At 57.9% G+C, this 13,455-nt stretch carries 11 protein-coding genes and 1 pseudogene; 8 read left to right on the top strand and 4 right to left on the bottom strand.

Annotation, left to right across the window (positions count from 1 at the left end; all coding sequences use genetic code 11):
• Window positions 1–259: 259 nt before the first annotated feature.
• Together RI103_RS34560 and RI103_RS34565 are read right to left on the bottom strand one after the other, a co-directional pair.
• Window positions 260–1,201: a universal stress protein gene (locus tag RI103_RS34560; protein WP_310819272.1), complete on the bottom strand. Its 942-nt coding sequence runs from the start codon at window positions 1,199–1,201 to the stop codon at window positions 260–262.
• 114 nt (window positions 1,202–1,315) lie between these two features.
• Window positions 1,316–2,347, bottom strand: coding sequence for a universal stress protein (locus RI103_RS34565; RefSeq protein ID WP_310819273.1), 1,032 nt, complete (start codon window positions 2,345–2,347; stop codon window positions 1,316–1,318).
• Window positions 2,348–2,875: 528 nt separating this feature from the next.
• Here RI103_RS34565 and RI103_RS34570 point away from each other — a divergent pair.
• Window positions 2,876–3,205: a hypothetical protein gene (locus RI103_RS34570; protein WP_310819274.1), complete on the top strand. Its 330-nt coding sequence runs from the start codon at window positions 2,876–2,878 to the stop codon at window positions 3,203–3,205.
• A gap of 22 nt (window positions 3,206–3,227) precedes the next feature.
• Window positions 3,228–3,875, top strand: a pseudogene (locus RI103_RS34575) (IS6 family transposase).
• Window positions 3,876–3,963: 88 nt separating this feature from the next.
• Here the strand turns inward: RI103_RS34575 and RI103_RS34580 are convergent.
• Window positions 3,964–4,473: a hypothetical protein gene (locus RI103_RS34580; protein ID WP_310819275.1), complete on the bottom strand. Its 510-nt coding sequence runs from the start codon at window positions 4,471–4,473 to the stop codon at window positions 3,964–3,966.
• Window positions 4,474–4,782: 309 nt separating this feature from the next.
• Here RI103_RS34580 and RI103_RS34585 point away from each other — a divergent pair.
• The 5 genes from RI103_RS34585 (at window position 4,783) to RI103_RS34605 (ending at window position 9,932) form a co-directional block, all read left to right on the top strand.
• Window positions 4,783–5,483 (top strand): IS6 family transposase gene (locus RI103_RS34585; RefSeq protein ID WP_310819276.1). Its coding sequence is split into 2 segments (ribosomal slippage): window positions 4,783–5,356 and window positions 5,356–5,483, totalling 702 coding nucleotides; the frame shifts between segments, so codons are not numbered across the junction.
• 391 nt (window positions 5,484–5,874) lie between these two features.
• Window positions 5,875–6,692, top strand: a protein-coding gene (locus tag RI103_RS34590) for an IS5 family transposase (RefSeq protein ID WP_310812183.1) whose coding sequence is annotated in 2 segments (ribosomal slippage) — window positions 5,875–6,223 and window positions 6,223–6,692 — 819 coding nt in all. Because the reading frame shifts where the segments join, the coding sequence is not laid out codon by codon here.
• Between the two features lie 177 nt (window positions 6,693–6,869).
• The gene (locus RI103_RS34595) at window positions 6,870–7,175 is read left to right on the top strand and encodes a DUF485 domain-containing protein (RefSeq protein ID WP_310819278.1); all 306 of its coding nucleotides are present in this window, start codon (window positions 6,870–6,872) and stop codon (window positions 7,173–7,175) included.
• The gene (locus RI103_RS34600; protein WP_310819279.1) at window positions 7,172–8,833 is read left to right on the top strand and encodes a cation acetate symporter; all 1,662 of its coding nucleotides are present in this window, start codon (window positions 7,172–7,174) and stop codon (window positions 8,831–8,833) included. Before RI103_RS34595 ends, RI103_RS34600 begins: the two co-directional genes overlap by 4 nt.
• A gap of 574 nt (window positions 8,834–9,407) precedes the next feature.
• Complete coding sequence (locus tag RI103_RS34605; protein WP_310819280.1) at window positions 9,408–9,932, top strand: hypothetical protein; 525 nt, start codon at window positions 9,408–9,410, stop codon at window positions 9,930–9,932.
• 72 nt (window positions 9,933–10,004) lie between these two features.
• On the opposite strand, the gene phaZ is transcribed toward RI103_RS34605, so the two are convergent.
• Complete coding sequence (gene phaZ, locus RI103_RS34610; RefSeq protein ID WP_310819281.1) at window positions 10,005–11,234, bottom strand: polyhydroxyalkanoate depolymerase; 1,230 nt, start codon at window positions 11,232–11,234, stop codon at window positions 10,005–10,007.
• A gap of 554 nt (window positions 11,235–11,788) precedes the next feature.
• On the opposite strand from phaZ, the gene RI103_RS34615 reads away from it, so the two are divergent.
• Window positions 11,789–12,796 carry a hypothetical protein gene (locus RI103_RS34615; RefSeq protein ID WP_310819282.1) on the top strand — a complete coding sequence of 336 codons (1,008 nt, stop codon included), beginning with the start codon at window positions 11,789–11,791 and terminating at the stop codon, window positions 12,794–12,796.
• The last annotated feature ends 659 nt before the right edge of the window (window positions 12,797–13,455 follow it).

Consider the following 13,455-nt stretch of genomic DNA (forward strand, 5'->3'; position numbering starts at 1 on the left):
TGTCCGTTCGGACAGAGGGCCCGTTCCTGTTTGTCCGGCTACCTGGGAGCCTACTTCGTTCTCACCCAACTGGCATTGCTGTGCCTCGTCTTCGTCCTGATGCGGATCGACTGGAGCGTTGCACTTAATGAGCACAGGTTCCGCTTCAGGCGCCCCAAGCCGGGCGAGAATGCCCGTACCTGACTACCGTCACTGAGCTGTCGCTTGCATCACCCAGGCGAACGCACAGAATTCAGGAGCGAATCAGTTTTTGCATGCGTCATGATGAAGATGAAGAGTTCAGGTAGGGGCGAACCATCAACAGCGGGGTTTGAGTGATGCGGGCCGTTCGGCCTGCGACGCTTCCGAGAAACCAGCGTGAGAAGCCGCGCCGACCGTGCGTGCCGACGACTACGAGGTCCGCGTACCATCGTTGAGCCTCGCGAACAATCGTGTGGGGTATGTCATCGCTCGCAGGGTCTGTTTTGACCAGCCCCAATTCTACGGGGTTAAACTGATTGGCAAGAACTTCGGCCGCCGCGGAGAGCACCTTATCCCCCTCTTCGATGAACGTATCCTCGAGAAATCGAACAGCGCGATCGACGACGTAAACAGCTCGTATGGACGAATCGGGGCCTGCAAGACGCAGGCCAGACTGCAGGGCATCGAATGAAGCCTTGCTGCCGTCAAGCGCGAACATAATTCGTCGCGGATAGGCGTGTATCGCGGCCACATAGCTGGCGGGCACGATGAGAATTGAACACGGAGTCTGGCTTGTGACGAATTCGGATACCGTTCCTTCGAACCAGCGCAACATGCCGTGATGTTGCCGTGCACCGACTACGAGCAGGTCAGCGTGCCACTCACCTGCAGCATCGATCAATGCATTTCCCGCATAACCACCTAGCCTCGAAAGTTCAAGCACGCGGGCGTCGACGTCGATGTTCGCATCAGCGAAAACTTCTTGTGCCTGTTTAACCGCCTCGCTGGCATCCCGTAAGAGCTCCTCCCGAATGGTCTCGAATACGGCATCGGCCAGTGATCCAAGCGGCACGAGCGCACGCGGGTTCTCGGCGACACTTACGATACGCACCTCTACGCCGGGCCTCACGAGGCCGCATACATACTTCGCCAAGCGTGCGGACATAGGCGACAAGTCTACACCGATCAGGATCCGCTGGAATCCTGATTTAGGGATACTACTGGCACTCGATGCAGTCATGATTCGTGCTCCGTGCAACGCGTGATCTCACACGCATTCGTGGTGTTTGGAAATCAGACCAGCGTAAGCTATTGGAAAAACACAAAATCAGATATTCAAGCGGGCGCTGCCAGTCTAAGACTGGTTCCATAGCGATCTGATTTCTACTGTCGAGGTCTTTGTCTCTTTGTGGTTCTCTGCCTGATCGGCTGCTGCTCGAACGAGCAGCAGCGGCGTTGCAGTGATACGTGCGACGCGGCTTGACACGCTGCCGAGCACCCAACCTGCAACGCCTCGCCGTCCATGCGTGCCCATGACGAGCAGGTCGGCCGGCCAGCGAATAGCCTCGCGAGCTATGGTGTGTGCGATATCATCGCCGCTCCGCTTCGTATGCAGAAAACCGGTGTCGGTGGAAATACCGGGGGCAAGCGATGTAAATACTTCAGCCACCGTGGCGAGCGCCCGTTTCCCCTGTTGCCGCTGGTCGGCCAGCGCTTCCTCCCGAACGTCCACGGGAACCATATCGGTGAATCTAATAGTCCGGTCCAAGACAAACAGCGCCCTTAGATGCGCCCCTTTCGCGGCGAGCGTCATGCCTGTCAGCAAAGCCTGATGAGACGCTGGGCTTCCGTCGATAGCGAAGAGAATCTTTGTCGGTCCATGCTGGAGTTGCGGCTCGTAGCTCTCCGGGACGACGAGCACGGGGCATTTAACCAGCTTGCTCACGGGTCCTGAGACGGCGCCCTCAACCCATCGCAACAGGCCATGATGTTGTCTCGCCCCAAGGACGACCAGATCTGCATTCCATCTCTGCGCTTCCGATGCGAGGGCATGGGACACATCGCCTCCGTACCTGGCGAGGTCTATCAGTTCGGCCTCGACCGTCAGACCATGGTCTTCAAAAATGCGTCGAACATCCGATAACGCGGCCTTCGCGGATTCCCGCAATTCGTCCGAGAATGCCTCGATATTCAGCCCGGTTGCCAAGTGCGCGGAGAGTATCGCCCGGGGGTTTTCGAGCACGCTCACGACACGGACCCGGATGCCCGTGACGCCGAGTTGACAGGCGTAGGTAGCAGCATGGATGGACGCGATACTCGAGTCTACGCACAGCAGAAGCCGACTGAAACGGGCTAAAGGTGAATTGAAGCTGACTTGCTGGTTCATGGAAAGACTCCGTGTTGATCGCGGAAAACACCGGCTGAAGCGCCGTGTAGGCACGGCCGTCGAAAGGCAATCGATGCGGCAGTTATAAGTCCTCCTGCTTTGCTTTCAATTGATTTACGTCAACCCCCGGCGTGTCTGTATGACTAGACTGGCTGTGCGATAGCGGTCCATGTATAGAGGACGCCGCCTCTTCGTTTTCTGATGGGTCCAGTGGCAGTCCGCACCGGTAAATGATGGGACCGGAAAGAAGCCAGGCATTCGGCAAAACCATGTCGATACCGGCCACGTTCAGAGGGGGCCAAACAGTCAGGACCATCGTCACGCTGCCTGCACACACAACATGCCGCATAGTCCCGCATGTTAGGCAGGACAACGATAACGGCCGTAGAAGAATCGGCGCGTGTGGCCCGGAAGGGCGCCGTACTGCGGTGCGTAGGGTCAGCGCTGCGGCGCGTGGTTCAATTCGAAGCGCAGCACGGGACTTTCTAACCAGCCCGACGCATACCGGGTGCAAGCTGGAGAACGCAAATGGGCAAGAAATCCGAGTCTGATGAGGCAATCAATCTGAACGAATCGACGGAAGCGACGCTGACGACACTAACGACGCAAATCAACGCGTTTGTGCGCGAAGGCACCCTCGATAGCCGGTGCGCAGCGAAGCTGGTCAAGCGCCTGAAAAGGGAGGCTGACATGATTTCGGAAAGCGGCAAGTCAAGCAAGCCTGAACGGAAGAAATTGAATATCGCCTTCGTCGAAATCGAGGCCGCGCTCCGCGATCACGATGCCGGCCTGCTGGTGATAGCCAACGCTGCTTTGCGCGCGGCCGATGACGCGGTCGATGTCAGGACGCGCGGATAGATAGTTCCAGAAGGTAAGGGAGGTGCGGGGTTACCTTCGCTACAAACTCAGCTTCCGCGACCTGGTCGAGATGATGTCCGGGCGCGGGCTGTCGCTGGCGCATACGACGATCATGCGCTGGGTTAAGCGCTTCACGTCGGAGTTCGTCAAACGCTGGAACCGCTTTGCCACGGCAGCCGGTTAGTCGTGGCGAGTCGACGAGACGTACGTGAAGATCCGGGGCAAGTGGGTCTGTCTTTGCCGTGCAGTTGACCGGGCTGGCAAGACGGTCGATTTCCGGCTCAGCGCCAGGCGCAATGTGGCGGCTGCTAGGGCCTTCTTCGCGAACGCGATCAAGAGCCAGCGGTTCGCCCCGAAGACGATTACGCTGGATGGCTATGCAGCCTCGCACCGCGCTGTGCGCGAGATGAAGGCCAACGGCTTGCTGCCCGGGGACACGAAGGTCCGATCCTCGAAGTACTTAAACAACTTGATCGAGCAGGATCACCGCAACATCAAGTCCAGGATCAACGCGATGCTGGGCCTCAAACGTTTCAGGAGCGGCGCCGTTACGATCTCCGGCATCGAACTGATGCATCGCGTTCGAAAAGGGCAGTTCGACCTCTCCGCTCTTGCGCTCAAGGACATCGCTGCGCCTTCCGTCTGGAATCTTGTCCTGTTCAATCGATAAGGTATTCATATCTAAAAGAGACATCTCGGCTACGCAACCTGTTTGCACCAGAGCCAGCGTTCCCGAGTACTTACGGCGAGCACCGCCGTCATTTCGTCGGCGCCGGCGGCCCCGTCCAGTACTGCTGGTTCCACATCATATTGTTCATCATCTGCTGCTGCATGTTCAGGTACTGGTCGGTCATATACTGGTGCTGCCGAAGCTGTTCGGGTGTGAGCTTGTTGTAGTAACCGCCCATATGTCCCCAACCGCCACCACAACAGCCGGGCCCTCCGCCCCCCATCATTCCGGGCCCCATCATGCCCGACCCCCATAGACCGTGCATCGCGTTCATGGCGCTTTGCATCGTGGCCCAGTGCTGCTGCATCAGGCGCTGCCGCTCCTGTGGGTCCTGCGTCTGACGGATCTGGTCCATCTGTGCCTGCATCGCTTTCATCTGCTCCTGAACCTGAGCCAGTTGCTTGTCGAATTCAGCGGTGTTGGGTGCCGGGACTGGGGCGCTTTTCTTCGTCGGCGCGGTCTGTGCAGCCGCGGTGTCAGGCAATAGCTGGCCGCTGATAGCAATGCCGGTAACGACGGCAAGAATAAGTTTCTTCATGACAGGTCTCCTGATGCCGATAGATCGGCGAGTTATTTTGTTCGCGTAATTGCATCATCGATCGCCGTGACTTCATCTCATTTGACATGGATCAGACGAGCATTAGTCAAGTAATCCGCCAACGAGGGGAAGCAGCAACACACCCTCACGCTCGCCAATGTACGCTCCCTTAATTGATCGCTCCGGCCGCCGAATGCGAACGCACTTGGCCTGCGCAAACGTTCGGTATGAAGACAGAGCCGCCGTGGATCTGTTGCAGTAAGGCGCTCCGTTATGATGTGCGGAACGATACGAACAACTGAAAGCCCGATGAAGACGTTGAATCCGGCAGTGGCCCGAGTGCTCAAACGCCTGCATTATCCACTCGACGCGATTCTGACCTGCGTGCGTTGGTACGTGGCCTATCCGCTGAGCCTGCGGCACCTCGAAGACATGATGGCTGAGCGCGGCGCTTCGGTCGATCATTCGACTGTGCACCGCTGGGCCGTCAAGCTGTTGCCGGTGCTGGAGAAAGCGTTTCGCCTGCGCAAGCGGCCGGTTGGCAGGAGCTGGCGCATGGACGAGACGTACATTCGCGTCAAGGGCGAATGGCGATATCTTTACCAGGCCGTCGACAAGGACGGCAACACCATCGACTTTCTGCTACGCGCCCATCGGGACAAGACTGCAGCCCGGCGTTACTTCGAGAAATCGATCGCCCAGAATGGCGCACCCGAGACGGTGACCATTGACGAAAGCGGCGCCAATCTCGCCGCGCTCCAAGCGATCAATGCCGATCGGGAAACGCCCATCAAGATCCGCCAGTTGAAATGTCTCAACAATCTGGTCGAGCAGGATCACCGGGCAATCAAGCGACAAACGCGACCCATGCTAGAGTTCAAAAGTTCCGCTGTGCCCGGATTCTTCTGGCCGGCATCGAACTGATGCACATGCTCGAGAAAGGGCAGATGAAGTGTGCTCGAGGAACCCATGCGACCGCCGCTGATCAATTCTACTACTTCGAAATATAAGTTGTACTTCGTATATCGATCTTGCTCGCCCCTCGATTCTTACCGCGACAACGCCATGAGCATCGACCATTTCAATTGGAAAAGATGACGACGGTCAAAGCTTGAGGTTGGCGTATCCGGACCCGGTTGACTTACGTCAATCGCGGTGCTGCATTTTCACATCACTATCAGCATCACATCGGCGCGAGATGCCCGGCACAGGGTGGTCAGGGAGCATCGATGCCCGCAGAGAAGCGCGAATCTTCGTGTAAACCCGGGCATGAGAAATCGTTTGCCGTAAGAACCGGGTAAGCGAGTGCTCTTAGAAACGGTTTCAAAAAGGCTTCGTAGGGGCTGTTAACCCGTAACGCAACCTGTTAACCTCGATCGTTGTGATAACAGGATCGAGGAGATGGGCAAACCAATCATCGACGACGAACTGTGGACACTGATCGAGCCACTGCTACCACCAGCGAAGCCACGCCGCTTCAAGTATCCGGGCCGCAAGCCAGTTCCGGATCGGGCTGCGCTGACCGGTATCCTGTTCGTGCTAAAGACCGGTATCCGGTGGCGAGATTTGCCAGCAGAAATGGGATGCGGCTCCGGCGTCAGTTGCTGGCGAAGGCTACGCGATTGGCAACAAGCCGGCATATGGGATCGATTGCACGCAGTGCTTCTGGCGAGGTTGCGAGCGATGGACAAGATCGACTTCTCGCGCGTGGTCGTGGATTCGTCGTCGATTCGCGCGGTTGGGGCGGGCGAAAAACTGGTCCGAACCCCACCGATCGAGCGCGACCCGGATCCAGGCACCACCTCGCCACCGATGCCAACGGAACGCCCATCGCGGCAATCCTGACTGGCGCCAATCGTAACGATGTCACCCAACTCGTGCCGTTGATTGAGGCCATCGTACCGATCGCCGGCAGGCGCGGGCGGCCGCTGAGCCGTCCTGGCCGTGTCTACGCTGACCGAGGTTACGACCACGACAAATACCGACGCGCTCTCCATGAGCGCAGTATTCCCACTAGCATCGCGCGGCGTGGCCACCCGCACGGCAGTGGCCTTGGCAAAGTCCGTTGGGTTGTCGAGCGTACACATGCCTGGCTGCATCATTTCCGTCGTCTACGTATTCGCTTCGAACGTCGCGCTGACATCCATGAAGCGTTCCTCAAACTCGGCTGTTGCTTGATCTGTTGGAACACCCTTCAGCGAGCTCAACAGTCTTTATGAAACCGTCTCTTAACGTAATACCGAGCGCATCAGAAGAATCACGCATCGAACCCCATGCGCGAATGCATTGCACCACATCCCTATCAGGACACAAGGTGCGTATAGATGCCCCTCGTTACGACCGCGGCCGGAAGAGGGCGCTTGTCACAGCGAAAGCTGCCCATGCAGGAGACGAAGATGGATCTGAAACTCGCAGAGAAGATCAAATCGAGCGCGGCATACCGCGAACTGGTGCGAAAACGCTCGAGGCTTGGGTGGACGCTGACCACCCTGGTATTGGTCGTCTATTACGGCTATGTTCTGTTGATAGCCTTCGACAAACAGTTTCTTGCTGCAAAGATGGGCGCGGGCGTGATGACGTGGGGAATGCCAATCGGACTATTCGTCATCGTGTTCACGGTGGTCGTCACGGGGTTCTACGTGCGTCGCGCCAACAGCACATACGACCAGCTTACCGAGCAGATCAAGCGGGAGGCCGCATGAACGCACGACGTCTTCTCGCACTCGCGGCGCTTTCCGTCGTCTCATCGCGTTGTTTCGCCGCTGGCGCAGACATGGGGCAGACGGTCAAACAGGCGACCAACTGGACCGCAATTACGATGTTCGTCGTATTCGTGGTCGCGACACTCTTCATCACCAAATGGGCGGCAAAAAGGACGCGCTCCGCTGCTGAGTTTTACACAGCGGGCGGTGGCATCACCGGTTTTCAGAACGGACTTGCGATCGCCGGGGACTTCATGTCGGCTGCTTCGTTCCTGGGCATCTCGGCGGCTGTCTATGCAAACGGCTATGACGGCCTCATCTATTCGATCGGCTTTCTGGTGGGCTGGCCGATCATCACTTTCCTGATGGCCGAAAGGCTGCGCAATCTCGGAAGGTTCACATTTGCCGACGTGGCGGCATACCGTTTCAAGCAGGCCCCGATCCGTGCGTTCGCCGCTTCGGGCACGCTCGTTGTCGTGGCGTTCTATCTGATTGCGCAGATGGTGGGGGCAGGACAGTTGATTAAATTGTTGTTTGGTCTCGAGTACTGGATCGCTGTGGTGATCGTGGGCGCGCTCATGATGGTTTACGTGCTGTTTGGAGGCATGACGGCAACCACCTGGGTGCAAATCATCAAGGCATGCCTGCTGCTTGCGGGTGCTTCGTTCATGGCGTTCATGGTGCTGTGGCAGTTTCATTTCAGCCCCGAAGCGCTGTTCGCGAAGGCCGTCGAAGTACACGAGAAGAAGGCGTCCATCATGGGCCCCGGCAATTTCATCAAGGATCCGATATCGGCGATCTCGTTCGGAATCGCGCTGATGTTCGGCACAGCGGGTCTGCCGCACATCCTGATGCGTTTCTTTACCGTGCCGAATGCGAAGGAAGCGCGCAAGTCCGTGTTCTGGGCGACGACATGGATCGGCTACTTCTATATTCTGACCTTCATCATTGGGTTCGGCGCGATCGTGCTGGTGAGCACGAATTCCGTCTTCAAGGATGCTGCGGGCAAACTGTTGGGCGGGACAAACATGGCTGCTGTGCATCTCGCGAGTGCCGTTGGCGGCAACGTGTTTCTCGGCTTTATTTCGGCTGTTGCGTTTGCGACGATCCTTGCCGTCGTCGCGGGTCTCACGCTCGCCGGCGCATCAGCTGTGTCGCACGATCTGTATGCGACCGTCTTCAAGCACGGTAAGGCACCTAGTGTGAACGAGCTGTTCGTTTCGCGGGTCACGACGGTCGTGCTGGGCATTGTCGCTGTCGTGCTCGGAATCGTGTTCGAGAAGCAGAATATCGCTTTCATGGTTTCGCTGGCTTTCGCCGTCGCGGCTTCCGCCAATTTTCCGGTGCTGTTCATGTCCGTGCTCTGGCGCGGCTGCACGACGCGCGGTGCAACCATCGGTGGTTTTCTCGGGCTGATTTCGGCCGTGTTGCTGACGGTCCTCTCGAAAGCAGTTTGGGTGGACGTGTTTCATTTTTCGAGCGCGCCTTTTCCTTACGCGTCGCCAGCACTCTTTTCGATGGCGATGGGCTTCGTCGGCATCTGGCTCTGCTCGGTGACGGACAAGTCGGCTCGCGGGCGCATTGACCAGGCCGGATTCGAGGCGCAGTCGGTACGCTCGGAAACGGGTATTGGTGCGGTGGAGGGCGCAAGTCATTAGGCAACCACTAGCCATTTGCTTTTCGGAATCAAATTCGCAACTTCAAATGCCCCTATTCCCGATACGAACTCTTTCGTCAGGATAGCCTCAAAGAGGGAGGTTAATGCGCCGCTTTCAGCGGCGCATTTTTGTTTTCGATCGCAGCTCGTCGACGTATACGACGGGATCCCTGACTTGATCGCCGGCCATGCTTGACGGCAACAGGTCGCAAACTGTGTGTAGATGTGCGGGTTCGCAAAAGCAGGTAATCAGTTCTGGCGATTCGTGGCTATCGAAAGACCGGGTCGAGGGCATTCCCGCAATCGATCTGTGAATGTGCAAACGCCGACCTGACACGGCAAGTGCGACCGGTCGGCGTCGAAATGATCGGTGCCGCGCTTCTTTTACGTGTGTTCGCTGAACTTCTGCAAGACCGTTGGATTTTCGTAAAACGAAGCAATGTTGTCACCGGACTATGCCCATGCGCGCAGGGGTTTCGCCATTGAATTGACAACATTGCTTCGCTAACTGGCGAATTAGATTTGTCAATTCGCGTTCGTTCTAGATCCATGAATCCGCTCGCATGGTGGTACTCATGGTCAACGTTTTGCGAAGCTTCGAGCCGCTCACGCTGCCGCGTCCTCGCGGCGCGCACCGTTATGATGTCTTCAGTCCGAAACTGGGGCGACGTCTGACGCTATACAGGCGCAGCGCTTTCGAAGCATGGCTGATGCTGGAAGCGAATCCCGCTGTAAAGACATTCTGTGAACGGCCTGGCTTCATCGCAGTCGACGGTCAACGCCGCGTCGTCGATTTCTGGGCAAGGTCTGACGACGATGAATGCCTGGTAGTACTATCGGAGATAACACCAGCGACGGATCGACCGCGTAGTCGTCCTGACTTCGACCCGGAAGCCTTCGCCGTGCGGCACATTGATGCAGCCGAAAGGGCAGCTGCGCGCGTGTGGACTGGAAACTGGCAGCGTATGCTACCCGTACTTGTTGCCGCGCGTGGCCTCGTCAAGCCTTCGCTGCCCAGCGCGATCGAGCGCTTCGTCGTGTCACCTCAATCTCTGATGACGATAGAGCGCGAGTTCTCGCTGGCGCGCCCGCGTCGTTGATGAGGGTGGCGATGCAGAATGCGCGCGCCTGAATGACCTCACACCCGGCGACAAAAACAGGTGGCCCCGTTATCAGATGGAGCGCCAGAAGGCGGACAGTGCGGGGTGGATGGTTTCGTGCCATCTCGGTCCTGTGAACAGGTCGTAGTGGTCGCAAACCTTGATTGTCAACTTCTCGCGCATGCCCAGCGGAATCGCGCTGCACAGCGTCTGGGCGGCGTGCGTCTGACCCGCGCCGGTGATGTCGTCGCGAGCGCCTTCGATCGTGCAGAGGGCCGTCGAAACGATATCTCGAGGCCGCACGCGGTGCGTGCCGACTTGCCAGCTTCCGCGGGCGAGCGAATATTCTTGAAAGGAAACACGAATTGTATTGAGAAAGTAATTTTCAGTCATATCGAGGACTGCCGCATATTCGTTCAGACGCCGAAGAGCACCCGCAATCGCGCGTTCATCGCCCGAGCACTGGCTGGCCCAATAGCGTGATTCGAGCGCCCATTGTCGGTCTGGGTGGGCGGCGACGATCGCGGCGTGCTGAATGAACCCGGGGTACACACGCCGGCCAGCGCCTCGGTAGGGCGGCGGGACCGTGTCGATCACCACGGTGCGAAACCAGTCCAGGGTATGGGTTCGAGCAAACCTGCCGACGGCAGTTGGAGCAAGGCGCGCATCTATCGGGCCGCCCATCAGTGCAATGCTGCGCAGAGGTGCTTCGCCAGCGCTCGCCGACAGCGCTGTTGCCGCTAGTGCAGGTCCCGTTGCCTGACAGACGGCAACGACGTGTAGAGGGGCACTTGCTGCTGCGCGCAAGAACCGTTGGATGACGAGCACGTAGTCATCAAGCCCGAATGGCCCCGCGTCCAACGACACGTCGCGTGCGTTGGTCCAGTCGGTGACATACACATTGCCGTCCTGAAGCAGCGTTTCAACCGTTTCCCGCAACATCACCGCATGGTGGCCTGCCAGAGGCGTACAGAGGAATATTTCAGCGAGAGGGGCGCCGCCTGGTTCCGACACGGACGCCGCAACGTCCGGGGTGCGGCTGAACTTGCGTAGTGCGCAAAAGGGTGTGCGATCGATCATCTGCTCGACAACCGCAACGTCGCGTTCGCCGATGCGTACTGTCCGAATGTCGAAAGGGGGCGGCTCCGGCGGCGGCTGTAATAGACGGTACATCCAGTCATATCCCACCGCAGCGACACGCGGTGCGGCCGCGTTGCCGCTTTTTCCGTCGTCAACCGGCACTGTCCATGTGCCAAGCATTCGCATCAGGTTCCGCTGTGTTTCGAGCCACGCGTACCACATGCTGTCTCCTGCTTAAGGTACTCAAAAGGGTACTCAAAAGCCACCGCGCACCGGTGCCAACTTCGTGCTGTTTCGGTAAGCACATGCACTGGTGCACTGCAGGTCCTGATCAGAGCGGATACACGCGTGCACAATCTCGTGAATAGGCAAGGATAGCGTGGGGCCGGAAAGTTCCCATGCGCTTGACCTGAATCAATGAACCCGCGATCCAAGCGCAAAGCTGATGTTGGGCGCCAACTTCGCCGCCCCACGGGTACTGCTCGCGGTTGCGGTAAGAAGGTATCGGCTTGACAACGTGCCAGCAGGCCATTGTTGTAGAAGCAAATGATGGAGGGGCTGCGACGTTTAAGTGTGCGCTTGATTTTGGTCAACCGGTGGTGCGGCCGGCCATTTCTCTTTTCGAAGAGGACTGCCCCGGTAACCGCGCTCATGCATCGGTCGCAAGTCTGGCACCCACGTGAGTTGGTTGTGATTTCGTTTGCTCCAGATCAATCCAGGTTCGCCGAACTTGCCTTATTTATTGTTCATTGAGACATTCCGGTCGGAGTCGAGAGATGGGATTACTCCATGGACTATTTGCGCGTCAGCGGGCGCACACGGTTCCAGATGCGAGGACCAGCGAAGCAGTTGCTCGTGTTCTTGCAATGAACCCTAGATTGAAGTACGCGCGTCACTACGAAGAGAAGCTCACGCGTGCGGTGACTATGTCACTGCGCTACGCGGATAATCTTGTCGCATCGCTGCCGCCGCTGCGCGATGCCAACGCTGACGCATGGTCGTCCGATCCTGCGATTCGTGCCTTCTTTGCGACGCGCGACGATCTGGCTCACGCTTTTAGCCGGTCGGAAACCTTGCGTGCATATTTCGAAAGACAGCTGGATTCGACTGAAGCATATGCCGTCCTCGGGATGGCGATGACCGAGCGGCACATATTGGGCGTCGCAATGGAAGGAAACTCTGTTCGTCATGACGTGCCACAAACTACGCTGTGCTTCAGCGACCATCGCGTCAGAATCTGCAGCAATTCTGATGCGACGTTACGTGCAGAGATTGCATGCCGGATGGTCGATCAACTGGCGTTGGAAGGCCTTGCAAGTCTCACGGCCAGGCAACGCGATCTGGTGAGGCAATCGCGAGCGTTGATCAAGGAGCGTGTCGCGCTGTTGGAACGACAAGGCACGGGTCTGCGGGCGGTCGTCGGCGCGCCTTTAATTACCGAATCAGCAGAGCTGGATCGTCTTCAAGCGCAGATCGACAAGAATACGCAAACACTTGCCACGCTCAGAGTGCCCGGGACGCTAGCCGAGCTTGAGCTGGAGTGCGTATGCAATGTGTTCTCGACACCGTCCGATTACCTCTACGTTCAGTGCAGACGCGTGCGCCTCGACATGATGAATGTAGTCCAGCCCGAAGGAGGTGAGGCGGGACAGGAAATCAGGTTCCATTTCGCACGCATTCCCGGCAATCCCGCCATAGTGCGAGCATTTGTGCTTGTGCGGTTCCCGCGTTGGGAACTGCTGCCGGGCGGACTGAACATCGATGCGGCGATACGGGCAATCTGAGACCGTCGTTAGCAGCAGCCGACACGCGGATTTATGTCTGCATCGGTCGCTGTCTGCCAGCGTTTCTGCCGTTTCACATGTTGGCTTCTATGGTTGATGTTCCTGTCTTACACGAAGGCGAGACGAATCTGACGGAGGAAACCGCGACCACATCCACGGTACAGATGGCCTCCGTTCTACTTGGAAAATTCCCTCGGGGACTGACGGAACTGGCGGAAAAGATGGTATGCGCACGCGGCTGCTCTACGGCGACGAGGCGTCCGGAAGACGAAACGGTCAGTGCCGAGCGCTTAAGGACGCCTTCCGCGAGTCGGTCACACCCAAGCACAGTGCTGATCGTGGCGGTGGGACTTCTTTTCATAGCAGTAGGAATCACAATGTTGCGCCGCGTGCATCAGGGCGATGCAGGCGCACTCTGGGTCTCACGCGCGGATTTCGAAACGATCGCGTCATTTCCCTCGTGGCGGGATCCCGGTTTCAAATATTCAGCGGAGAGCGGGACGACGCGCCGCATTGAAAAGTCTCGTCGCTGCATCGCCATTCGCCACATGTGTAATTAGTCGGACCGACCGGCCATTGATGAATCACTGGATGGCGAACTTGCCGGTTGGAGTGTTGCCGCTTCTGCGCTACCCGTCATCGTTTCAGGAGCGTCAAGG

Origin of the sequence: Paraburkholderia sp. FT54 (assembly GCF_031585635.1) — a bacterium.
GTDB lineage: Bacteria > Pseudomonadota > Gammaproteobacteria > Burkholderiales > Burkholderiaceae > Paraburkholderia.

Coding starts and splice junctions, on each gene's coding strand:
- RI103_RS34580 (WP_310819275.1), bottom strand. CDS start 4,473: ATGAAGAAACTTATTCTTGCCGTCGTTACCGGCATTGCTATCAGCGGC.
- RI103_RS34605 (WP_310819280.1), top strand. CDS start 9,408: ATGGTCAACGTTTTGCGAAGCTTCGAGCCGCTCACGCTGCCGCGTCCT.
- RI103_RS34600 (WP_310819279.1), top strand. CDS start 7,172: ATGAACGCACGACGTCTTCTCGCACTCGCGGCGCTTTCCGTCGTCTCA.
- RI103_RS34570 (WP_310819274.1), top strand. CDS start 2,876: ATGGGCAAGAAATCCGAGTCTGATGAGGCAATCAATCTGAACGAATCG.
- RI103_RS34595 (WP_310819278.1), top strand. CDS start 6,870: ATGGATCTGAAACTCGCAGAGAAGATCAAATCGAGCGCGGCATACCGC.
- RI103_RS34560 (WP_310819272.1), bottom strand. CDS start 1,201: ATGACTGCATCGAGTGCCAGTAGTATCCCTAAATCAGGATTCCAGCGG.
- RI103_RS34615 (WP_310819282.1), top strand. CDS start 11,789: ATGGGATTACTCCATGGACTATTTGCGCGTCAGCGGGCGCACACGGTT.
- phaZ (WP_310819281.1), bottom strand. CDS start 11,234: ATGTGGTACGCGTGGCTCGAAACACAGCGGAACCTGATGCGAATGCTT.
- RI103_RS34565 (WP_310819273.1), bottom strand. CDS start 2,347: ATGAACCAGCAAGTCAGCTTCAATTCACCTTTAGCCCGTTTCAGTCGG.